The 21521-nt window shown below is 70.4% G+C and carries 21 protein-coding genes; 10 read left to right on the top strand and 11 right to left on the bottom strand.

Annotated elements, in window-relative coordinates:
- Positions 1 to 8: 8 nt before the first annotated feature.
- Entirely contained in the window at positions 9 to 1742 is a 1734-nt protein-coding gene (locus tag JHY01_RS14550) for an ABC transporter permease subunit (protein ID WP_205326381.1), read from the top strand.
- A 172-nt stretch (positions 1743 to 1914) separates the two neighbouring features.
- Positions 1915 to 3450 carry an ABC transporter ATP-binding protein gene (locus JHY01_RS14545; protein ID WP_205326380.1) on the top strand — a complete coding sequence of 512 codons (1536 nt, stop codon included), beginning with the start codon at positions 1915 to 1917 and terminating at the stop codon, positions 3448 to 3450.
- Positions 3451 to 3526: 76 nt separating this feature from the next.
- Here JHY01_RS14545 and JHY01_RS14540 read toward each other — a convergent pair whose 3' ends face one another.
- The 3 genes from JHY01_RS14540 to JHY01_RS14530 are packed head-to-tail and all read right to left on the bottom strand — an operon-like array spanning position 3527 to position 6270.
- A complete protein-coding gene (locus JHY01_RS14540; RefSeq protein ID WP_240192792.1) occupies positions 3527 to 4612 on the bottom strand; it encodes an NADH:flavin oxidoreductase/NADH oxidase in 1086 nt (361 codons plus the stop codon).
- A 31-nt stretch (positions 4613 to 4643) separates the two neighbouring features.
- Positions 4644 to 5336: a type 1 glutamine amidotransferase domain-containing protein gene (locus JHY01_RS14535; protein WP_205326379.1), complete on the bottom strand. Its 693-nt coding sequence runs from the start codon at positions 5334 to 5336 to the stop codon at positions 4644 to 4646.
- Between the two features lie 58 nt (positions 5337 to 5394).
- A complete protein-coding gene (locus JHY01_RS14530) occupies positions 5395 to 6270 on the bottom strand; it encodes an NAD(P)-dependent oxidoreductase (protein WP_205326378.1) in 876 nt (291 codons plus the stop codon).
- A gap of 244 nt (positions 6271 to 6514) precedes the next feature.
- On the opposite strand from JHY01_RS14530, the gene JHY01_RS14525 reads away from it, so the two are divergent.
- Complete coding sequence (locus JHY01_RS14525; RefSeq protein ID WP_205326377.1) at positions 6515 to 6964, top strand: MarR family winged helix-turn-helix transcriptional regulator; 450 nt, start codon at positions 6515 to 6517, stop codon at positions 6962 to 6964.
- A 73-nt stretch (positions 6965 to 7037) separates the two neighbouring features.
- Here JHY01_RS14525 and JHY01_RS26705 read toward each other — a convergent pair whose 3' ends face one another.
- A complete protein-coding gene (locus tag JHY01_RS26705; RefSeq protein WP_240192791.1) occupies positions 7038 to 7340 on the bottom strand; it encodes a hypothetical protein in 303 nt (100 codons plus the stop codon).
- 229 nt (positions 7341 to 7569) lie between these two features.
- On the opposite strand from JHY01_RS26705, the gene JHY01_RS14515 reads away from it, so the two are divergent.
- Positions 7570 to 7818 carry an SCO4848 family membrane protein gene (locus tag JHY01_RS14515; protein WP_205326375.1) on the top strand — a complete coding sequence of 83 codons (249 nt, stop codon included), beginning with the start codon at positions 7570 to 7572 and terminating at the stop codon, positions 7816 to 7818.
- Between the two features lie 115 nt (positions 7819 to 7933).
- Here JHY01_RS14515 and JHY01_RS14510 read toward each other — a convergent pair whose 3' ends face one another.
- Together JHY01_RS14510 and JHY01_RS14505 are read right to left on the bottom strand one after the other, a co-directional pair.
- Positions 7934 to 8860: an aminoglycoside phosphotransferase family protein gene (locus JHY01_RS14510; protein WP_205326374.1), complete on the bottom strand. Its 927-nt coding sequence runs from the start codon at positions 8858 to 8860 to the stop codon at positions 7934 to 7936.
- Between the two features lie 72 nt (positions 8861 to 8932).
- Positions 8933 to 9613: an NAD(P)-binding oxidoreductase gene (locus JHY01_RS14505; RefSeq protein WP_205326373.1), complete on the bottom strand. Its 681-nt coding sequence runs from the start codon at positions 9611 to 9613 to the stop codon at positions 8933 to 8935.
- 155 nt (positions 9614 to 9768) lie between these two features.
- Between JHY01_RS14505 and JHY01_RS27775 the strand changes: the two genes are divergently transcribed.
- From JHY01_RS27775 to JHY01_RS14480, 5 genes are all read left to right on the top strand, one after another.
- Positions 9769 to 12210, top strand: coding sequence for an autotransporter-associated beta strand repeat-containing protein (locus JHY01_RS27775; RefSeq protein ID WP_205326372.1), 2442 nt, complete (start codon positions 9769 to 9771; stop codon positions 12208 to 12210).
- An 87-nt stretch (positions 12211 to 12297) separates the two neighbouring features.
- The gene (locus tag JHY01_RS14495) at positions 12298 to 12462 is read left to right on the top strand and encodes a hypothetical protein (RefSeq protein WP_205326371.1); all 165 of its coding nucleotides are present in this window, start codon (positions 12298 to 12300) and stop codon (positions 12460 to 12462) included.
- Between the two features lie 83 nt (positions 12463 to 12545).
- The gene (locus JHY01_RS14490) at positions 12546 to 12869 is read left to right on the top strand and encodes a hypothetical protein (RefSeq protein ID WP_205326370.1); all 324 of its coding nucleotides are present in this window, start codon (positions 12546 to 12548) and stop codon (positions 12867 to 12869) included.
- Between the two features lie 54 nt (positions 12870 to 12923).
- The gene (locus tag JHY01_RS14485; RefSeq protein ID WP_205326369.1) at positions 12924 to 13238 is read left to right on the top strand and encodes a hypothetical protein; all 315 of its coding nucleotides are present in this window, start codon (positions 12924 to 12926) and stop codon (positions 13236 to 13238) included.
- A gap of 263 nt (positions 13239 to 13501) precedes the next feature.
- On the top strand, positions 13502 to 14308 hold the full coding sequence (locus JHY01_RS14480) for a SigB/SigF/SigG family RNA polymerase sigma factor (RefSeq protein WP_205326368.1): 807 nt from the start codon (positions 13502 to 13504) through the stop codon (positions 14306 to 14308).
- Between the two features lie 137 nt (positions 14309 to 14445).
- On the opposite strand, the gene JHY01_RS14475 is transcribed toward JHY01_RS14480, so the two are convergent.
- Positions 14446 to 15468 (bottom strand): fatty acid desaturase, encoded by a 1023-nt coding sequence (locus JHY01_RS14475; protein ID WP_374199535.1) that lies wholly within the window; start codon positions 15466 to 15468, stop codon positions 14446 to 14448.
- A gap of 407 nt (positions 15469 to 15875) precedes the next feature.
- Here JHY01_RS14475 and JHY01_RS14470 point away from each other — a divergent pair, with 407 nt between their 5' ends.
- A complete protein-coding gene (locus JHY01_RS14470; RefSeq protein WP_205326366.1) occupies positions 15876 to 16655 on the top strand; it encodes a class I SAM-dependent methyltransferase in 780 nt (259 codons plus the stop codon).
- A 50-nt stretch (positions 16656 to 16705) separates the two neighbouring features.
- On the opposite strand, the gene JHY01_RS14465 is transcribed toward JHY01_RS14470, so the two are convergent.
- The 4 genes from JHY01_RS14465 to JHY01_RS14450 all read right to left on the bottom strand — a co-directional run bounded on the left by JHY01_RS14465 (position 16706) and on the right by JHY01_RS14450 (position 21477).
- Positions 16706 to 17509, bottom strand: a complete 804-nt coding sequence (locus JHY01_RS14465; RefSeq protein WP_205326365.1) for an HAD family hydrolase — start codon at positions 17507 to 17509, stop codon at positions 16706 to 16708.
- 89 nt (positions 17510 to 17598) lie between these two features.
- Positions 17599 to 17838: a hypothetical protein gene (locus JHY01_RS14460; protein ID WP_205326364.1), complete on the bottom strand. Its 240-nt coding sequence runs from the start codon at positions 17836 to 17838 to the stop codon at positions 17599 to 17601.
- Between the two features lie 148 nt (positions 17839 to 17986).
- A complete protein-coding gene (locus JHY01_RS14455; protein ID WP_205326363.1) occupies positions 17987 to 19312 on the bottom strand; it encodes a M14 family zinc carboxypeptidase in 1326 nt (441 codons plus the stop codon).
- 155 nt (positions 19313 to 19467) lie between these two features.
- Positions 19468 to 21477: a translation factor GTPase family protein gene (locus tag JHY01_RS14450; RefSeq protein WP_205326362.1), complete on the bottom strand. Its 2010-nt coding sequence runs from the start codon at positions 21475 to 21477 to the stop codon at positions 19468 to 19470.
- Positions 21478 to 21521: the final 44 nt, after the last annotated feature.

The raw sequence follows: 21521 nt of genomic DNA, 5'->3' as shown, positions 1-21521 counted from the left end.
GCGGCGACATGCGGACCGTCCTCGCCCGGCTGGCCGCCTTGGCGACGCTCCTCGCGGTCGTGGGCCTGCTGCCGTGGCTCTCGCGGAACGACCCGGCGCTCACCGTGCTCCGCGCGAAATCGGCCGAGCAGGAGGCGACCCCGGAAGCGCTCGACGCGATCCGCGCCGACCTCGGGCTCGACGCCGGACCGCTGGCGCTCCTGGGCCGATGGGCCGCCGACCTGCTCCGCGGCGACCTCGGCACCTCGTGGACCTCCGGATACCCCGTGGGACCCGCCGTCGCCTCGGGGCTCGGGACCTCCTTGACGCTCATGGCGGGCGCGCTCACGGTCGCGCTGCTCCTGGCGGCCGCGCTCTGCGCCCGGACCGTCTGGCGCGGCGCTCGCGGCACGCTCGGCGAAGGCCGCCCCGGCGGCGCGATCGGCGCGGTCCTGGTGGCCTGCCCCGAATTCCTCATCGCCACGGTCGGCCTCATCGTCGTGGGCGTCTGGCTCGGCTGGCTGCCGACCTCAGGCTGGACCGGGCCCGCGAACCTCGTGCTGCCCGCCGTCGCCATGGGCGTCCCGGCCGGCGCGGTACTCGGCAGGCTCATCGGCGACGCCCTCCCGGGCGCGTTCGACGAACGCTGGGTGGCGCTGTGGCGCTCGGCCGGCGTCACCGAGGGACGAATCGCATTCGGTGTCCTGCGGCGCGCCCTGCCCGCGGTGATGACGCAGTTCGGGATGGTGGTCGTCGGATTGACCGGCGGAGCCGTGGCGGTCGAGACGATCTTCGCCGTGCCGGGGATCGGCCGGACCGCGCTGGGAGCGGCCAAATCCCAGGACCTGCCGCTCCTGCAGGGCAGCGTGCTCGCGCTCATGTGCCTCGGGCTCGCCGCCGGGGCGCTCGGCCACCTGGCCCGCCGGGCCATGCTCGGCTCAGGCCTGCGCGACGCCGCACTGACCCCACCGCCGCCTCCACGCGGTCCCTCGGGAGCGCGCCAGTACGCGGTTCCGGCGGGCCTCGCGGCCGTCCTCGCATCGACCGTGGCGTGGGGCCTGCTCCGCGACCCGCTCGCACTGGACGTCACCGCGAAACTGCTGCAACCGTCGTGGGCGCATCCGCTCGGCACCGACGCGCTCGGCCGCGACGTGCTCGCCCGCCTCGGCCACGGCGCCGCCCACACCGTCGGAGCGGCGGTCGCGGTGTGCGCGTTCGGATTCGTGCTCGCACTCGCGCTCGGGTTCGCGCCGCAGGCGTCGGCGGGCGCCGCGGACGTCGCGAACGCCGTACCGCCCGTCCTCGCCGGGGTGCTCGTGGCGGCGGCGCTCGGCCCGGGCACGGTGGGCGCGGCGATCGCCGTCGCGCTCGTCTCCTGGCCGACCCTCACCGCGCACGCCGCCGCACTGACGCAAGAGGCCAGGGCCGCTTCGTACCTGACCGCCCAGCGGGCCCTGGGCGCGAGCCCGGGCTGGATCACGATCCGGCACGTGCTGCCGGAAGTGGCCGGGCCCCTGGCGCGGCACGCGGTACTGCGCCTGCCCGGCATCGCACTGGCGATCGCGTCACTGGGATTCCTGGGGCTCGGCACGCAGCCGCCCACGCCCGAATGGGGTCTCCTGCTCGACGAGTCGCGCGCCTACGTGGAGATCGCACCCGTCGCCGCGCTGGCTCCGGCCGCCGCGATCGCGTTCCTCGCGGCACTGACCGTGTCGAGCGCCAACCTCACCCGGTTGCCCCGCCGGAAGGCGGCGTTCGCATGAACGCCCGCACTCCGGTCGCCTCCGTCGTTCACCGCGTCCCCGGTCCCAGCCGGCAGATCAGGCACCCGGGACCGCGGCCCGCGGGGCTTGCGCCACCGAAGAACGCCCGGCGTCGACGGTCGGTGATGAAAGTCCAGCGCTGCGACGTGTCAATCGAGAAGGTGGAGTCCCCGTGAGCGAGCCGCTACTCGATGTCCGTGACCTTCGCGTCGCGATCGGACGGACGGAAGCCGTGCGCGGCATTTCGTTCAGCATCGACCCCGGTGAGATCGTGGCGCTCGTCGGCGCCTCGGGCGCCGGGAAGTCATTGACCGCCAAGGCGATCCTGGGGCTGCTGCCGACCTCGGCGCACGCGTCGGGCAGCGCGGTGGTCGACGGCACCGAGATCATCGGCGCCGAACGTGCGATGCTCGGCCGGCTGCGGGGCCGCACCCTCGCCTACGTGCCGCAGGACGCCCTCACGGTGCTGAGCCCGGTACACCGGGTCGGTGACCAGATCGCCGGGACCATCGCCTCGGTGCGCGGCGTCGGCGGGGACGCCGCACGGCAGGCCGCGGTGGACGCGCTCGACGCCGTCGGCATACCCGACCCGGCCGCCCGCGCCCGCGACTATCCGCACCAGTTCTCCGGCGGCATGCGCCAGCGCGCCGTCATCGCCCTCGCCACGGCCGCCTCCCCGAAATTGATCGTGGCCGACGAGCCGACCACGGCGCTCGACGTGCGGACCCGCACGCAGATCCTCGACCTCCTGCGGGACCGCTGTGCCGCAACGGGAACCGGCATACTCGTCATCACCCATGATCGGGCGGTGGTCGACGAGTACGCCGACCGCGTGCTGGTCATCGAGGGGGGCCGGCTGCTCACCGGCGCGAGTCGCGAGCGCCTGGTGGTCACCTCGCGTGCGCCCTTGCAGGAAGCGGCGGCACTGCTGGAAGTCCGCGATCTGACAGTGGAATATCACCTGTCGCATGTGCCGCTCCACCACCGGCTGGGTATGGGAAACCGCAAAGGGAACCGCGCGGTTGACGGCGTGTCCTTCGACATCGCGGCCGGGGAGACGCTGGCGCTCGTCGGGCCTTCGGGTTCGGGCAAGTCGTCGACCGGCGCCGCGGTCCTGCGACTGCAGCGGCCCGCGAGCGGCACGGTCCGCTTCGAGGGCCGTGACCTCACCGGCATGCCCGAGCGCGACCTGCGCGCGCTCCGTCCGCGGTTCCAACCGGTGCTGCAGGACCCGTACGGCTCGCTCAGCCCGCGCCTCTCCGCCGGGGAGGCCGTGGCCGAGCCGCTGCGGGTGCAGCGCCGCTGGGACCCCGTGTCGGGACCGGCGAAGGTACGGGAGCTGTTCGCGCTCACCGGACTCGACGACGAGCTCGCCGACCGTCGGCCGCACGAGCTCTCGGGTGGCCAGTGCCAGCGCGTGAACATCGCCCGGGCGCTGGCGAGCGAGCCGCGGCTCCTGGTGTTGGACGAGCCGACTTCGGCACTGGACGCCCCGCTGCGCAGGGAGATCTTCGAGCTGCTCATCGGATTGCAGGAGCGGCTGGGTCTGAGCTACCTGTTCATCTGCCATGACCTGGAGGCGGTGCGGGGCTTCGCGCATCGCGTGGCGGTGATGGAACGGGGCCGGATCATCCGATGCGGACCGACGCAGGAGGTCTGCGACGAGCTCGGCACTCGGGATGAGACGGCGGCTGCCGAGGCGATCTAGCGGAAGGCTCCGGACCGTGGTCCACGGGCTCTTCGACGGGCCGGTCGGGAGGCGCAGCCCGCCTCCCGACCGGATGTCAAGCCCGCTTGCGGTCGGCACGCCCGTACTGGCGAGGGAGCGGGTGCTCCGCGCCGAGCTCGTGCGCGGCCTGGCGCGGCCAGTACGGATTGCGCAGGAGTTCGCGGCCGAGCAGGACGACGTCGGCGCCGCCTTCGGCGAGGATCTTCTCGGCCTGCTGCGCCTCGGTGATGAGGCCGACCGCGCCCGTGGGCATCCCGGTCTCGCGGCGGATCCGCTCGGCGAACGGCACCTGGTAGCCGGGGCCCGCGGGGATCCGGGCGTCCGGGACGCTCCCGCCGGTCGAGACGTCGACCAGGTCGACGGTGTGCTCGCGCAGCAGCGCGGCGAGGCGCACGGTCTGGTCGGCGGTCCATCCGTCGGGTTCGATCCAGTCGGTGGCCGAGACCCGGAACAGCACCGGCACCTGCTCCCCCACCACCGCGCGCACCGCGTCGACGATCTCGAGCGCGAGACGGGCCCGGCGCTCGAAGTCGCCGCCGTACTCGTCTTCGCGGCGGTTCGAGACCGGGGAGAGGAACTCGTGGACGAGGTAGCCGTGGGCGCCGTGCACCTCGATGACCTCGTACCCCGCGGCGAGCGCCCGCTCGGCCGCCTCCGCGAACGCGGTGACGACCCCGCGGATCTCCTCGACGCTCAGCTCGTGCGGTACCGCATAGTCGCCGAACGCGATCGCGCTGGGCGCCACCGTCTCCCAGCCGCCCTCGTCCAGGGCGAGCGAGCCGCCGCCGCGCGCGTCGGTGCCGCCCTTCCGGCCCGCGTGCGCGATCTGGATGCCCGGGACCACCCCTTGGCCGCGCATGAACGCGGTGAGCCGCCTATGCCCTTCGACCTGGGCGTCGTTCCAGATGCCGAGGTCGGCCGGGCTGATGCGCCCCTCGGGCGCGATCGCGGTGGCCTCCACCAGGATCAGTCCGGGGCCGCCGACGGCGCGGGCGCCGTAGTGCTGCAGGTGCCAGTCGTTCGGCGCGCCGGTCGCGGGTCCCGCGGCCTCGGCGCTGTACTGGCACATCGGCGCCATCCAGATCCGGTTGGGGACGGTGGTCCCGCGCATCGTGATCGGGGCGAACAGATTGCTGGTCAAGGTGGGTCCTTTCGGGGTTTCGGGTCGGGCGCTAGCCGATGAGGTCGCCGAGGGCCTCGGCGGCCGCGGCGGAGGACTGCGGGTTCTGGCCGGTGACGAGGTTGCGGTCGACCTGCACGTGCGGGGTGAACGGGTCGGCGGCCGTGAAGACTACTCCGGCGGCCTCGAGCTCGTCTTGGAGCAGCCACGGGGCTTTGTCGGCCAGTCGAGCCAGGCGCTCCTCGGCGTTGCTGAAACCGGTGACGCGGTAACCGGCGAAGGCGTTCACGCCCTCGTCTTGGGCGGCGAGGAGCGCGGCCAGGCCGTGGCAGACCAGGCCGACGGGCTTGCCGTCGCGGAGCGCTCCAGCCAGCAGGCGACCGGAGTCGGCGTTGGCGGCCAGGTCTTCCATGGGTCCGTGGCCGCCGGGCGCGAACACGGCGTCGAAGTCGTCGGGGTCCACACCGGCGAGGTCCACGGGCTTGGCGAACTCGGCGGCCGTCGCGATCGCGGTGCGCAGGTGCGCGGCGGTCTCCGCGCCGCCGCCGGCTGCTTCGGTGAGGCTCGCCGGGTCGACCGGCGGCACCACGCCGCCGGGCGTCGCCACGGTGACCTCGTGCCCGGCGTGCTTGAACGCTTCGAGCGGGATCACGGCCTCCTCGGCCCAGTATCCGGTGGTGTGCTTGGTGCCGTCGTTCAGCGTCCACTCGTCGGCCCCGGTCATGATGAACAGCATCCTCGCCATGATGGCTCCTTCTCGTTGCGGTGCTTGCTACTCGTCGGTGCAGCTCGTGGTCGTGCCGCTATCGGTCGAAGCTCGCGTAGTACGACGCGGCCATGTCCTCGCCGCCGTGCCCCTGCGCGGAGGCGCGGCGGAAGCGCTCGGCCCCGGCCTCGCCCAGGTCGAGTCGGACGCCGTTCGCGCGAGCGGCCTCGACGATGAGCCGCGCGTCCTTCTCCGCGGTGTCGAGGCCGAAGCTGGTGTTCCTGGTTTCGCCCTTCAGGATCAGACCGCCCTTGAGGCGCGCGTATCCCGCGTCGAGCGGGCCGCCCTCGATGAGTTCGAAGAAGCGCCGCGGGTCGACCCCGAGGCCTTCGGCCAGCGCGAGGACTTCGCCGATCCCGTGGGTGAGCAGGAGGACCCAGCTGTTGGCGACGAGTTTGAGCCGGGAAGCGGCGCCGTCGGCGCCGTTCGGGCCGATCCACAGGGTCTTCGCGCCGACGGCGTCGAACACGGCGTTCGCGACCCGGTCGTCGTTGGGGCCGGAGGCGAGGACGGTGAGCTTGCCGGCTTCGGCGGGTTCGCGGGTGCCGAGGACGGGGGCGTCGAAGAACACGAGGTCGTGTTCGGCGGCGAAGGCGGCGAGTCCGGCGATGCCGTCGAGGCCCGCGGTGGTCGACTGGATCCATCGCGTGCCGGGTCGCAGTGCGGGAGCGGCTTGACGCATGACGTGGAGGGCGGCGGGTCCGTCGTGGAGCATGGTCACGATCGCTTCGGTGTCCGCGACGGCATCGGCGGGGGTGTCGGCGATGCGGATGCCGTCGGCGGTGAGCGGTTCGGCCTTTTCGCGGCTGCGGTTCCAGGCGGTGACCTCGTGCCCGGCGCGGGCGAGGTTGCGGGCCATGGCGGCCCCCATGATGCCGGTACCCAGGACGCTCACGGTCGGCTTGTCGCTCATCGGTTCTCCGTATGTTGGTAGGCGGCCCGGGAGGGCCGGGCGTGGCTGAAATCGGTGCTCGCCTTGAGCGGCACGGCAGGAGTGGCCGCCTGTCCGCGGGCCGTTGCGGGCGTGCTCGGTTTCGGAACTGCCGAGGACGACATTACTTGCAGACGCTGACTAATGCAAGGAACGATTATCTGCCTGTAACGTATATCGCGATACGCTAGTATTGAGACCGATCGGAACGAGCCGGAGGAGCATCATGAGTACAGCGGCATCCCCCAGCACCGCACTGGCCCAGCACTGGTGCGCCCTCTCCGCCCTGCACGACGGTATCGCCGACCGCATCGAACGCCGCCTCGAAGCCGAGCACGGCCTCTCCGTTCGCGAGTTCTCGCTGCTCACCGTACTCGACCGGCAGGCCCCGGGCAGGCACCTGCAGATGCGCCAGGTGGCCGAGGCGGTCGTGCTGAGCCAGAGCGCGACCACACGCCTGGTGACGCGCATGGAGGACCGGGGACTGCTGCAGCGGACCATCTGCGCCGACGACCGGCGCGGGATCTACACCGACGTCACCGAGTCCGGGCGGAAGCTGCTCGCCGACGCGACGCCGTCCCACGACCGGGCACTGGCGGAGGCGCTCGAGGAGGCGCGGAAGAACCCTGAGTTCACGCCGCTCGTGGAGGCCTTGGAACGCGTCGGGACCGAGTGAGCGCGCCGTTCACCGCCATTGCGCCGCGAGCGCAATCGTTACCGATGCACGGGCGGGGTCGACACCGTGTGGGTCAGCCCTTCCAGAATTTGGCGCCCGTGCGGGCGAGGACGTCGCGCTGGGAGCGGCTGAGGCGCGCCTCGTAGCGGTAGTTGACATAGAGGACGGGCGGTTCGGCGTCGATGCGAAAGACATTGCCGAACCAGCGCACCGGTCGGCCGTCGATCAGCTCCCACAGCTGCACGATCCGTTCCCCGGGGGTAATGGTCATTCTGATGTGGAGGCCCGCGAACTCGAGGTCCTCGGTCCGCGCCCAGCCCACGACCTCGGGATCGGGGTATCCGCCTGGCAGTGAGGTGTTGTCAGGTCCGCTCATTCCGGGCCAGCCATTCCATGCATTGATGACATTCCGGTCTCCATCATCGCAGACCACGGTATGCACGCAAGTGCCGCACAGAGTGACACCGGGTCTGCAAAGACCAGGATAGTAGGCGCACCCGGCGGATCGTTCGCGGGAGAAGACCCGATTCGCACCCCGACGTGACCGGCGACCGGTGCGGCGCGCCCGGAATGCCCGGTCCCCCGCGCGGCCGGATACTGGTGCCATGAAGCTCAGCCGTCCGGTCTCGGTGTTCCTGCTCGCCTTCGGCGTGTGGTCGGTGTTCATCTGGACCACCTTCGTCAAGAACCTGTTCGAGGACGTCAGCGGCCTGGCGTTCGACGCCGCGGGCGATCCGACGGGGTTCTTCTGGGTCCACTCGGCACTTGCGGTCACCTCGTTCGGACTCGGCGTCGCGATCGGCGTGATCGGTCTGCGCGGTCTCCTGGCCGACCGCAGCGAGCGTCGCGCCTGACTCCTCAAGGGAGCCAAGGACGAGTAGACGACTCGCGCACGAGTCGGAAATCCGACCGGAGTCTTCTCACCTGAACGAGACTGGCGGCCACCACATCAGGTGGCCGCCGCTTCGGTCACGCTCGTTCGAGTGCTGCCACGGTCGCCTCGGCGGCGGTGACGTCGCGTTCCCCCTCGACCTCCGTCAAGTGGTCGATGGCGCGCAGCAGGGCCCACGCGCGGAGGCGTTCGACGTCGACGCCGAGGCCTTCGGCCACGGCCGCGATCAGCTCGGTGCCGCTGTGCGGGCCGTGGTGCTGCAGCATGAACAGCAGGTACCCGCCGTCGAAGGCCCGCTCGGCGAGGTAGGGCTTGGGGTCGATCACCAGCCACGGTTCGCGTTCGGCCGAAACGATGTTCCCGAGGTGCGTGTCGCGGTTGCCGATGCCGAGTTCAGGCGGGTCCGCGAGCCGGTCGCACAGGTCCAGCGCGAGGTCGAGCCGGTTCGCGCCGGGGCCCTGCCGTGCCGCGCTTCGCGGATCGCCGTACTCGGCCCGCCACTGGTCGAGCATCTCGGTGGCCGCGGGGAAATCAGGGAACCCGTCGGCCGCGGTCATGGGCCGCCACAGCCTCCGGTAGAGGCCGCAGGCGATCCCGATGCGCCGCCATGCGGCCTCCGGGGTGCGGTGGCCGAAGAAGCGGGTCGACTTGAGGCGGTTGCCGGGGACGGCCCGCTCGAGGAGCATCGCTCCGGTCTCGGCGTCGTACTCGAACAGGCGCACCGCGCCGTCGCCCGCGTACTGGTGCAGCGCAGTCGGTTCGGCGGCGTTCTCCCCGTCCCGGTAGATGACCTTGAGGACCGCCTGCTCCCCGGTCTCCCTCCGGACCGGGACCACATAGGAGTGGCTGCCGCCTCCGTAGGGCGGGCCGTCGGTCCGCAGCGACCACAGCCGCTGCAGACGCCAGACCGTCTTGGGAAGGCCGTCGAGCCAGGCCTGGCCGGCACTGCCGTGCCAGGCGAGGACGTCGCGGCGGACCGAGGAGGGAACCACACCGAATCGCATCGGTACAGTATCGAGCAACGCCTTTTGCCGCCGCAATCCGCATACGCATGGGAGACAAGCGGACAGGCGCGCTCACTCCTCCGGGACGAGCGCGTCCACCGCGTCGGTCACCGCGACGTCACCACCGCGCAGCTCCAGGACCAGGCGCGACACCGCTGGACGGCGCAGGAGTTCGGCCAACACCGCGGCCACATCGGAGCGAGTGACCGCGCCGCGACCCACCGGCGGTTCGGCGAGATGCACCTGCCCGGTCGGCGGGTCGTTCGTGAGCGAACCGGGACGCAGGATGATCCAGTCGAGGTCTCGGGCGCGCAGGTCCTCCTCGGCCGCGGCCTTGGCCTCGATGTACGCCGCCCATACCTCGTCGCGACTGGGATCGGGCTCCGAGTCGACGCCCATGCTGGAGATCTGCAGGAAGCGGCGCACGCCCGCCCGCTCGGCCGCTTCGGCGAGCAGCACCGACGCCGCCCGGTCCACGGTGTCCTTGCGGGCCGCGCCGCTGCCGGGCCCGGCGCCCGCGGCGAAGACCACCGCGTCGACCTCCCCGTACATCTCGGAGGCGAGGAGCCCGCCGAGGTGCTCGGCGTCGGCCTGCTCGAGGTCGATGACGATGGGACGACCGCCGATCGCGGCGAGGTCCTCGGCGTGGTCGGGATTGCGGATGAGCCCGGTGACCGAATGCCCTTCGGCGGCCAGGATCTCGGTGAGGCGCAGCGCGATCTGTCCGTGCCCTCCGGCGATGACGACATGCATACGGCCCACCATAACCCCGCTCGCGGTGGCGCGGGACGCACTGCGCCGCACCCGAGCAGAGCTCGCAAACCCGGCGGCACCGCGCGGCCGGGACCAGGACGAGGCTCGCCCACCCACCGAAAAGCGCTGAAAATCACCGGGTAACTTGTTGAACCGTGAAGGATTCTCCTCTCCTCGGACCGCCTTGCAGCTCGACCGCCGCGTTCCAGCGCGGCACCGCCGGGCGGAGACGCGCGACAGCATGGGCGCGTCTGCTGCTGGCCGCACTCCTCGCGTTCCTGACCGTTCCGTTCGCCGCCGCCCCGGCACAGGCGGCCAACGACATCACCGGCCAGCTCCGTGCGGGACAGGACGTCGTGCTCAACGGCGACGCCGTGGTCAACCTCGGCAACGGCGAAGAAGTCGTCTACGGCGGCCGCTTCTCGGGCGTCGGCACGCTCACCGTCAGCGGCCCGGGGAAGCTCGTGCTCACCGCCGACTCCGATTTCAGCATCCCCGAGGACCGGCAGCGCCAGCGCGTCGAAGCGCGCGGCGAACCCTGGTGGTGGAACACCATCGAAGACCCCGACCCGCCCGCAGTGACCGTGGAATCCGGCGCCACCCTCCAGTACGGCGACGGCACGGGCACGACCGGAACGCTCGGGCACTATCCGTACGATCTGTCCAACTTCGAGTGGAACGCGTTGAACCACCACGTCGACGGCACGCTGATCGTCGCGGTCCACGGTCGCCGCTACCACCCGGGCAACCTCAGCGGGGCCGGGTTCATCGTCCAGCCGCGCCACACCTGGGACGGCCTCTCCCTCGCGGGCAACCACACGTTCTCCGGCATGCTCTACAACGGCACCGTGATCCACTACAGCCAAAGAGAATTCCTCTCCACCATGCCCGAAGTGGACACGGTGCTCAACCAGGGCTCGTTCATCATCGACACGCAGGAAGGCAATGACACCGTCCTCGACGTGGACTTCTACTCCCGCGAGTGGGGCAACGACATCAACTTCCACTCCCAGATCTTCGGGAGCAAGGTGGTGATGTCCGGCGTGTACTCGTGGGCCGACTCCGGGCCGGACACCGATCCGTCGCTGTCGGACCCGAGCCTCAACTACGAGATCGTGGCCCACAACCACAACAAGCGCGGCATCAACATCGAGGGTGCGCTGGTGCAGTGGGGGGACGGCACCGATAACGAGTTCTTCCTCCCGGGCAACCGGGACACGGTCTACGTCAACATGCACCCCAGGCGCATGCGCAGCCACCTGATCCTGAACTACAACGGCCCGGTCCAGCTCGACGCCCCGATCTCCGGCGGGATCTACCACGACACGATGTCCGCCGTCGGCAGCGGCGACGTCACGATCGCGGGCACTGCCGGCAATGACGTCACCTTCGCCGACCAGCAGAACTACGACGGCGCCACCACGATCGAATCGGGTGCGGTGCTGCGTCTGGGCACGGGCGAGGACGGCGGCGACGGCTGGCTCCTCACCGGGACCGATCTCGCCGAGGTGGTCGACGACGGGATGCTCGTGGTCGCCAACGCCTCCACCGACATCGAACTCTCGCGCATCAGCGGCGAGGGCGGGCTCGAACTGGCCGGCCCCGCCGCATTGACGCTCACCGGGGACACGACCTATACCGGCGCGACCACCGTCTCCGGCGGCACACTGGCCCTCACCGGCGGCGACCTCGCCGCCTCCGAGCACGTCGAACTCTCCGGCGAGTCGGCCGTCCTCGACCTCTCGCAGGTCGAGGGCCAGACTGTGACCGACCTCAGCGGCGTCGCCGGAGCGACCGTGCGGCTCGGCGCCGACGACCTCACCGTGGCCGTCGCGGGCGACACCGCTTATGCGGGCGGCGTCGAAGGCGAAGGCGGCCTGGTCAAGTCGGGTACCGGCGCTTGGACGTACTCGGGCACGAGCAGTGCCGCGGGCGCTTGGACCGTCGCCGAGGGCGTCCTGGTGCTCGGCACCGCCGGTCAGGACGGCGACGCCGGCGCCGACGCGGGGGCCGACAGCTCCCGCCAGGGCGGCGCTGAAGGTGACGGCGCCGCTGCGACTGGGGCCGAGCTCGCCGGGGACCTCATCGTCGACCAGGGCTTGACGGTCCGCGCTGCGAGCGGCGTCGGCGGCGACCTGTCGCTCGGCGAGGCTTCGACCCTGACCGTGAGCTCGAACGGGGGGCTCACGGTCGGGGGCGAGGCCGCTCTCGACGGGACGCTGGCGGTCGCCTATGAGGAGGGCGGCGCGCTCCCCGAGGAGATCGCCGTCGTCACCGCCGCGGGCGGTGTGTCCGGCACTTTCGCCGACCTCGCTCAAGACGCTGTGTTGGAGGTCGGCGGCGTGAGCTATCGGATCGCGTACGAGGCGGACCGAGTCGTCCTGCGGACCGACGAGCCGCAGGAGGCCGCCGAGGTCGCGGGCGGCGACCTGAGCGCGAGCGTCGCCGGTCTTCCCTGGTGGGCTTATGTGATCGGTGGGTGCATGGTCCTCCTGCTCATCGGTTTCGGTCTGCTGGTGTGGTTCCGGTGGCGCCGCCGGCGCGCGGTTCCCGACGATGCCACGATGGAGCTTCCCATCGTGAAGGCCCGAACCTGAACCGGAGCTGAAGCCGGCTGAAGGCGACTTCAGGAAGGGCCGGCCCGGCAGCTCTCAGGCAGCCTGGACAACTCCGCTCGCGGCGGCATGAAGGCCACGAGGCTGAGTGCTGGGGCCGAGCGCTTCGCGTTGAGGATTCGCTTCGTCGCCGTCGAGGGTCCGCTCTGGTCGGCCGCCGTCGGTATCGTGCTGTTCATCGGCACGATCGGCCTCGGACGCATCAGGCGTCGCGTCGGCCGCCGCGCGGCTTGACCGCAGAGTCCGTGAAGCGAGGACGAGGTTTCACCCCGTTCCGAACGGGCATGCCTTCACCCCGACACGAGGAGGACACAGCCGTGGCCACAGACATCGAACCGGCGAAGATCCCGGGGACCGATAGCGAGACATCGTCGACAGAGGACTGGCGCAATGACGGCACCGACGGCTCCCTCGGCGGAAGGGACCTCATACGGTCGGTCCCCGCGATCGTGGTGGGGTCGGTCGCAATCGGCATCGCGGCGGTCGCCGTCATCGGAGTGCGGCTCAACCGGCGACGGAAGTCAAAGACGCCCCTGGGACGGGCGGCGGCCCAGGCCGAGGACGCCATGGACACCTTGGTGCACGCCGCAGCCGGACTGTCCGAACGAGGCAAAGCCGCGGTGCGGCGAGTGCGCAACTAGCCCGAACGTCGTTCCGCCCCAGCGGGCTCAGTGTCCGCTCTGCCCACGAATCAGGTGACCATCACTGCACCGATGCCCTACCGCGGCGCGCCGCCTTCCCTCGTCTGGAAGGCCGCGGCCCCCGATCTGTACGTGGCGACGCTCGAAGGCGAGTTCGCCGGGTACGTCACAGCCGTTGAAGACCGGCACACGACGTTCGGACCCCACGCGCAGAGCCTCGGCTCCCACCGCTCCTTCCGCGCCGCATCGGATGCCCTCGACCACTGGCTGACCCTCGCCGGCCCGGCCGGCGAGCTGCCGGATCGGTCGAGACTGGCACTCCCTGCGGGTTTAAAGGAACGGCCGGCGGTCAGTCCGGCGCCATCGTGACCGAACCGGTATACGCTGGCCACATCGATGGAGCCGCTCGGGCGCCAGGACGGCCCTCCCTGACCGAAGCCGTGACTGCACCCGAGGACCCGAGCGCTCCGCAAGTGTCAGCCGGACGCCCTTCCGATCACCCACGACGCGGGACCCACCTCGTGCGCGGGGTCGGAACGCGTTGGATGCCAGCCCGGGACGCAGGACCTGGTCGACCCGAAACCGGGCACGCCCGGTTCCCCAACCAGACAGCCGCAGGGCGGTAGCCTCCCATGGCGCCACAACACATCAGCAGACATGGCCGCGACGACGAGTACCGGAAGTTCGCACTCTTGTTCGAACAGATGGCCGGCCTCCAAGAGGGCGACCTCCAGCGCGAGGACCTGCGGGACCGGATCATCACCGGATACCTCCCGATCGCCGACAACATCGCCCGCCGATATGCGGGGCGCGGCATCGACAAGGACGACCTGGTCCAGGTCGCCACGGTCGGACTCATCCACGCCATCGACCGCTTCGATCCCGAACGCGGCATCGATTTCCTCTCCTACGCCGTACCGACGGTCATGGGAGAGGTACGTCGCCACTTCCGCGACACCGCCTGGCCGGTGCGCCTGCCGCGCCGCCTCCAGGAGCTGCGCATGTCCATCAACACCGCCGTCGTCCACCTCTCCCAGACACTCGGCCGTCCGGCCACGCCCGCCGATCTCGCCGAACGGCTGGGCATCCCCGAATCCGAGGTGCACGAAGGGCTGCAGGCGATCCACTCGTTCCGGTCGGTCTCGCTCGACCAGTCGGCGTTCAGCGACGGCATCTCGCCGGCCGAGACCATCGGGGCAGAGGACCGCGCTCTCGGTCGGGTCGACAACCTCGAATCCCTGCTCCCACTCCTGCGGCAGCTGCCCGACCGCGAGCGTCAGATCCTCTCTCTGCGGTTCTTCGGCGACAGGACGCAATCCCAGATCGGGACGGAGATCGGCATCTCGCAGATGCACGTCTCCCGTCTCCTCAAGAGCACACTCCTGGAGCTTCGCAAGCACATGCTCACCGCACCGCCGGAGCCCGACCACGGTGGCTGAGCGGCGCCGCTCCACACAAGCCGTGTCCCGCACAGCGTTCAGCGACGGTCTCGGACGGCCTGGAGCCTCTCGGGTTTCGGCCCGCAACGCCGGTCGCGGCCTCGACGACTCACGTGGGAGGCCGGACCGATCCGATCTCACCCGGTGCGGGCCTGCGGATGGCGCAGGGAGGCGCCATTGCGGTGCAGCTGGGCCAAGGCCTCGCGCCAGGACTGGATCAGACCGGTCTCGTGGTAGGAGATGCCCTTCTCGGCGCAGAAGTCGCGCACGATCGGCCGGGCCCGTCCCAGGTGCACCGACGGCATGCCCGGGAACAGGTGGTGCTCGATCTGGTGGTTCAGGCCTCCCAGCGCGACGTCGGTCAGCCAGCCACCCTTGACATTGCGGGAAGTCAGCACCTGTTTGCGCAGGAAGTCCAACTCGGTTTCGCCGACGAGTGTCGGCATGCCTTTGTGGTTGGGGGCGAACACCGAGCCCATGTAGAGGCCCCAGGCCGCTTTGTGCACCAGGATGAACACGATCGCCTTGCCAGGCGAGAGCACCAGGAACACGGCCGAGATATAAGCGGCGAAGTGCACCGCGAGCAGTGCCGCCTCCATGTCTCGGTGCTTCAGGCCCGCTTTGACGACCGATCTGATGCCCGACCAGTTGAGGTTGAAACCCTCGAAGAGCAGGGCCGGGAAGAACAGCTGCGCCTCGTACTTGATGACGAACCGGCTCACTCCCCTGGCCCCGCGCGCTTGGCGCTGCGACCACACGAACAGCCCCGGCGCGACGTCCGGATCGAGCTCCTCGTGGTTGGGGTTGGCGTGGTGGCGGTTGTGCTTCTCGGTCCACCAGCCGTACCCCATGCCGTTGGCGAGGTTGCCGGTGAACCAGCCCATGCGTTCGGAGGCGGTTCGACTGCGGAGGACCTGGCGGTGCGCCAGATCGTGGCCCAGCAGCGCCACCTGGGCACTGACGAGGGCCATGAACACGGCGGTGAACATCTGCCACCAGGTGTCGCCGATGAGGACGAAACCCGCCCAGGAGGCGGCGAACACGGCGCCGACGAGCACGAACCGGAGCGAGTAGTAGCCGGGACGGTGGCGCATGAGACCGGCTGCTCGGACCCTGCGCGACAGCTCGGCGAAGTCACTGCCGGTCTGAGGGGGCGACACTCCCTCCGAGGCCGACTTCGATCGTGCGGCCGGAGGGTCGTTCAGGTCGCTGAAGGTCAGTTCCAAGGGCTCGCCCACGGCACTATCCTCTCGCCAGTCGTGCGCGCTCATCGGAACCGGTCATCTTCACCATAACCACTGACGAGCAGCGCTGCACAAAGACGCGGACATTCGTCCTGGAACGGGGGGGTATTTCCGGCCCCGGGCGCGAACCGGTTCGGGCATCGAACGCCTTGAAGGCCCGAACCTGAACCGGAGCTGAAGCCGGCTGAAGGCGACTTCAGGAAGGGCCGGCCCGGCAGCTCTCAGGTAGCCTGGACAACTCCGCTCGCGGCGGCGGCGTTCTCGCCCCGCCGCGTTTTGCGAGGACGCCGCGTCGGCGTCCTCCACGAGGAGAAGGGCATTGCATGGCCGTCCACATCGAAGGCAGCAAAGGCAACTACGCGCACGCGGGGAACCTCAAGTCCCGCGTGAGCCTCTACGACTACCGCAAGCCCCGGTTCGACCCGGTCGACTTCGCCGCCGAGCTGATGCCCGCCGATCCACGGCTCGTGCTGGACATCGGTTGCGGGTACGGCCGCTACCTGGAGCGGTTGCGCGCCGACCACCCCGAGGCGACCGTCCTCGGCATCGACGCCGCGCCCGGGATGCTCTCCAGTGTCGAGCCGCCGATCATGGTGGCCGACGCCCAGGCGATCCCCTACCCCGACGGCAGCGTCGATGCGGTACTCGCGATGCACATGCTGTACCACGTGCCGGACATCGCGAAAGCGGTCGGCGAGTTCCGGCGGGTGCTCAAGCCGGGCGGGACCCTGCTGGCCTCGACCAACGCCCACGACGACATGGCCGAGCCGTACGCGCATTGGGCGCGGGCGATCCGCGCGGTCCTGGGCCCCGACACGTTCATTCCGTCCGCGGAGGTCGCCAACTTCGACTCCGCCAATGCACCCGGCTATCTGGAGGCGGCGTTCGATTCGGTGGAGCGGTTCGAAGAGCGCGGCCTCGTCTCGGTTCCCGAGCCGGGGCCGCTCATGGACTATCTCGTCTCGATCAGGTCCTATGTCGAGTGCGACGACGCCGCATTCGAGCGGGTCCTCGACTCGGCGGCGGCGGAGCTGGAGGCGCACTTCGCGGTGCACGACGTGTTCGAGTTCGAGAAGGCGATCGTCTTCTACCGGTGCAGGTAGGAGACGCGACCTCGCGTTTGCGCTGGGTGCGGGGTGCTCCGACGGATGGCCTAGCTTCGGAGCAGGGCTTCGATCACCTTCGCCACGCCGTCTGCAGCGGCTGGCTCCGCGCGGCCGGTAGCCGCTGCGAGCGCCTCCGGATGGGCACCCGCCATCCCGTAGGACCGGCCCGCCCAGGCGAGCATCGAGACGTCGTTCGGCATGTCGCCGAACGCGATCACGTCCTCGGCGCCGACGCCGCGCTCAAAGCACCAGGCCGCCAGCGCGGCGCCCTTCTCCGCTTCGGCTGCCGTGCATTCGATCTCGGGGTGGCTGCCCCAGCTCCAGAGGTGGACGCCGGGCAGCGCGATGTGAGCGGTGGCCTCCTGCATCGCCTGACCGGTCGAGTCCGTGTCATGGACGAGCAGGCCGACCACGGGTTCTGCCACGTCGAACAGGTCGTCGTCGGCGTCGACCGGAATCCACGGGTCGGTGAGGCGGAGGCCGCGGAAGTAGTCGCCCTGGATGCGGAGGGCCCGGCCGGTCTCGGCGGCGAATTCGGCGGCGGGAAGCGCGGCGCGCAGCTGTCGGTGGAGTTCGCCGGCGAGTGCGGTCGGGATCGAGTGGCGCAGCTCGGTGGCCTGGCCGACGGGGTCGAAACGGATCGAGCCTGTGGAGCAGAGGGCGCCGTCGAGGACGGCGGCGAGTTCGGGGACGCGGTAGACGGCGCGGGGCGGCCGGGCGGTCACGGCGAGGGTGAGGATGCCGTGCTCGCGGGCGGCCTGCAGCGCCTTCTGGTTGCGCCCGGAGAGTCGGCCCCGCCGGTCGAGCAGGGTGCCGTCGAGGTCGGTGGCGATGAGTTTCGGTAGGGGCACCGCATGAGTATCAGGCCTGGATCGGGGCCGAGGCAACCGCTATTGGCGTTGCGGGTCGCGGCATCACCTGCCGCGGCCCGCAATTCGGTTCAGGCGCGTTTCCTCGCCGAGCGTCGTCGGAGCAGTGCGCCGACGGCCCAACCGGCGATGAAGACGAAGGCGAGCATGATCCACATGGGCGTCTCGACTTCGACGACCCAGAGCTTGACGCCGACTTCCGCGGTGTTGGCGAGGATGAACCAGGCGGCGAGGGCGATGATCACGCCCGCGACGATGAGCCGGCGGATCATGTTCCCGCCTTTGGCCCCTGTCGTTTCGTCACTCGACATGCCCCGCTCCTCTCCGCCTGCAACGACGCTCTTTCGGTGAAGGGACGATGCGGACAGTATGGACGGTCGGCCGGGTTCGAGCGGGCGATTGCGGGAAGACCGGGTCCCGGCGGTGTGGTGCTGCGACCGTGCCGCCGGGACCCGTTCGCTAACCGGCGTATGGCGCGGCCGCCGCCTGGGCGGCGGTCATGAGCGCGCCCTCGTTCTCGGGCCAGAGGGTGTCGTCCACGCAGGTGAACGCGGGGAAGAACCCGCCGCAGTTCCCGGTGTCGGGGCCGATCTCGAAGGTGAAGGAGGCGACGCCGAGTTCGCCGTAGGCCATGTCGTCGGTGGTGCCGCTGGTGCTGTATCCGACGGTGTCGTCGTTGGTGCCGACGTAATAGCCGTTGGACTTCGACATGGCCGCTCCGAGGGCGCGGATCTGGGCGTCGTTCGGGGCGGCGTCGTCGGTGTATCCCCAAGGGATGATGATGTACTCGCCGTAGGAGTGGAGGGTGAGGAACACGTCGCGCGCGTCGTCGGGGGCGGCGTCGGTCGGGTTCTCGCCGCGCTGGTCGGGGTGGAGGGCGCGGAGCCATTCCTCGACGGCCTGCGTCTCGGGCTCGGACCCGGCAGAGGGGCCTTGGAAGGTCTCGGAGCAGGGGTTGGTGGAGTCGGCGCCCCATTCGAACGTGGAGTTGCGGTTGAGGTCGACGCCGAGGCGGCCGCCGCAGTTCCCGTTGCCGTCGTTGGCGTTCTTGCGCTGGAGGATCGGGTCGTCGCCGCCGGAGGCGACGATGTCGACCCCGTCGGGGTTGGCGATCGGCACGACCCAGATCTCGGTGGTGTCCATGAGTTCGGTGACCTCGGCGTCGGTGCCGTAGTCGTCGACGAGCTTCTCGATCCAGCGCCAGGCGACCTCGCCGGTGGCGATTTCGCGAGCGTGCATCTGGGCGATCAGCGAGAACCGGGGTTTGGTCGAGTCCGGGTCGGTCTCGCAGTCGCCCGCTGCGATCTTGGTCAGGCAGATGGCGTAGACGTCGTGGCCGCCCTCGCCCTGGGTCTTGAGCCAGGAGTCGCCGATGTCGTGGAGGCTGGCGAGGTCGGGGTTGGCCTCGGCGAGGGCTTTGAGGTCGGCTTCGTAGGAGTCGACCGTGCGGTAGCCGCCGTAGTAGGTGCCCTCCTGCTCGGCGCTGAGGGGGACGTCCTTGTAGACGGTGTCGACGAATTCGGGATCGTAGCCGAGTTCGCGCGCTTCGGCGGCGAGGGTCTCGTCGCCGATGATGTGGGATTCGGCGCCGTGGTCGTGGGCGAGGGTGAAACCGAGCGCTTCGAGTTCGGCCGCTTCGTCGGCGTCGAGCCGCGGGACGGTCCAGGTGGCGAGTTCCTCGCCCGCGGGTTCGATCGGATCGGCTTGGGCGGTGAAGGCGGCGACGCCGGTGGCGGCCACGACGACCCCCAGCGCGACGCTCGCGGTGACGAGCCTTCGCTTCATGTGCTTGTGTCCGTTCTGTTCTCATCCCGCCAGGGTGCCGACGGGACGAAGGGGCGGTCAAGGGATCTTAATCATACATTTGCGGTTCAATTCCGTAAATAGCGAACATATTGGGACACAATGGATTCCACTTCGGATCCTGGCGACCGGCGGGTTCACTCGCCGGTCATGCGGCGCGACACCGCCAGCAGATAGGCCTCTCGGTCGAGCGGATTCGCGTCGGTGCGGGGCCGGGACGGGACCGGGCCGGTCACCGGCTCATGGCGTTCGAAGACGCTCTCGAGGACGCCCTCGCCGCTGGTCAGACCGGGGAGGCGTTGACCGAGACCGTGGACGGCCCTGGCCGGGATCGTGCCTTCGAGTGCGCACCGCCCGCCGCCGAGCTCCGGCGGTTCGGGGACGGCGCGGAGCTTCGCGAGCGCGGCGAGGACGCCGCCGAGATCGGTGGCGGGCAGCTCGATGCGGAAGCGGTGCAAGGGCTCGCACACCACGGTGCCGGCCCGGTGGAGGGCGGCCATGAGCACGAGCGGCACGAGGTTCCGGAAGTCCCCGGCGGTGCTCGACATGCGCTTGTCGAAGCCGCCGTGCGCACTGGACTGGCGGGCCCAGTACCCCGAACGGGTCATGATGACCGCGACGCCTTCGACCTGCCAGCCGTGCAGGCCCTCGCGCAGCGTTTCGTGGACGGTCTCCTCTACGGCCTTGAAGAACGCGAGCGGCATCGAGCCGAGCTCCACGCCGAGCCGGAAGTCCACGCCGGTGCCGTTGGCGGGCTCCACCCGCAGGCCCACGGTGCCGAGGAACGGGTTGGGCGCCTTGGCGATGAACTCGGCGGCCGCGCCCGTACCGGTGACGCGCTCGACGCAGATCACGGTGGACTCGCGGAATTCGACCCGCAGGCCGTGCTCCTCGGCGAGGGTGGCGCCGATGACCTCCTTCTGGACCTCGCCGTAAAGCGAGACCGAGAGTTCCCGGCGCGTCTCGTCGTGGCGGAGGCCGATGAGCGGGTCCTGTTCGGCCAGTCGGGTGAGCGCGGTGTGCAGCGCGGGACGGTCGCGTTCGTCGACGGGCGCGACCACGGTCTCGAGTGCGGGCCGCAGAAAGTGCTCGGTGCGGAGTTTCGGCGGCCGGCCGATCGGGTCGCCGATGCGGACCTCCCCCAGACCCCGGAGCTTCGCGATCCGACCGGCCTCGACCCGGGGCCGCGCGCGGTCGATCCCGTCTTCGAAGACGCTGATGCCGGTCACCTTGGCTTCACGGTCGATGCCCACGGGAATGCGGTCGCGCACCGCGACCGCCCCGGTGAACAGGCGGGCGTAAGCGACCCGCTCCCCTTCCGGGCCGCGATCCACTTTGAACACCGTGCCGGACAGCGGTCCTTCGGGATCGCCGACCGAGCCGGGGAGGAAGCGGCGGAGGCCTTCGATGAGGCTCTCGATGCCGGCGCCGGTGATCGCCGAGCCGAAGTGGACCGGGTGCGCCCGCGCCTGCGCGACGCGCTCCTCGAACGCAGAGTCCAGCGCCGCGTCCAGCGCCGCATGTGACCTACCACCGGCCTCCTGAAGCGCTTCGACGCCCGCGAGGTAGGCGTCCAGGAGGTCTTCGTCGAGGAGCGATTCGAGGAGGTCCTCGACGAACGCGGTGTCGCGTTCCCGCGGTTTGCTCTCAGCCGCTGGCGCGCCGAGGCCCTCGACGGTGTCCATCGCGACCATGGCCGGGTCGAGTTTCGCGGTGAGGTCGCGCAGCAGCGCGTCATCGCGGGCGCCCGCGCGGTCGATCTTGTTGACGAACACCAGGGTCGGGACGCGGAGGCGGCGCAGGGCCCGGTACAGGACGCGGGTCTGGGCCTGGACGCCCTCGACGGCCGAGACGACGAGCACCGCGCCGTCGAGCAGGTTCAGGACCCGTTCGACCTCGGCGATGAAATCGGGGTGGCCGGGCGTGTCGATGAGGTTGACGTGGGTGTCGCCGAGCGCGAAGGAGACCACCGCGGACTTGATGGTGATCCCTCGGCGGCGTTCGAGGTCGAGCGTGTCGGTGCGGGTGCTCCCCGCGTCGACGCTGCCGACCTCGTCGATGATCCCGGCGGCGTGGAGGAGCCGCTCGGTCAGACTGGTCTTACCGGCGTCGACATGGGCGAGGATGCCGAGATTGAGCGTACGCAACAGCAGTCATGTCCTTGAGTTCGCGGGAACGGTTCTCGGATGAC

The organism is Glycomyces sp. YM15 (genome assembly GCF_016918015.1).
Taxonomy (GTDB): Bacteria; Actinomycetota; Actinomycetes; order Mycobacteriales; family Micromonosporaceae; genus Glycomyces.
Note: the sequence above shows the minus strand (reverse complement) of the source record. Positions and strands in the feature narration are given on the sequence as shown.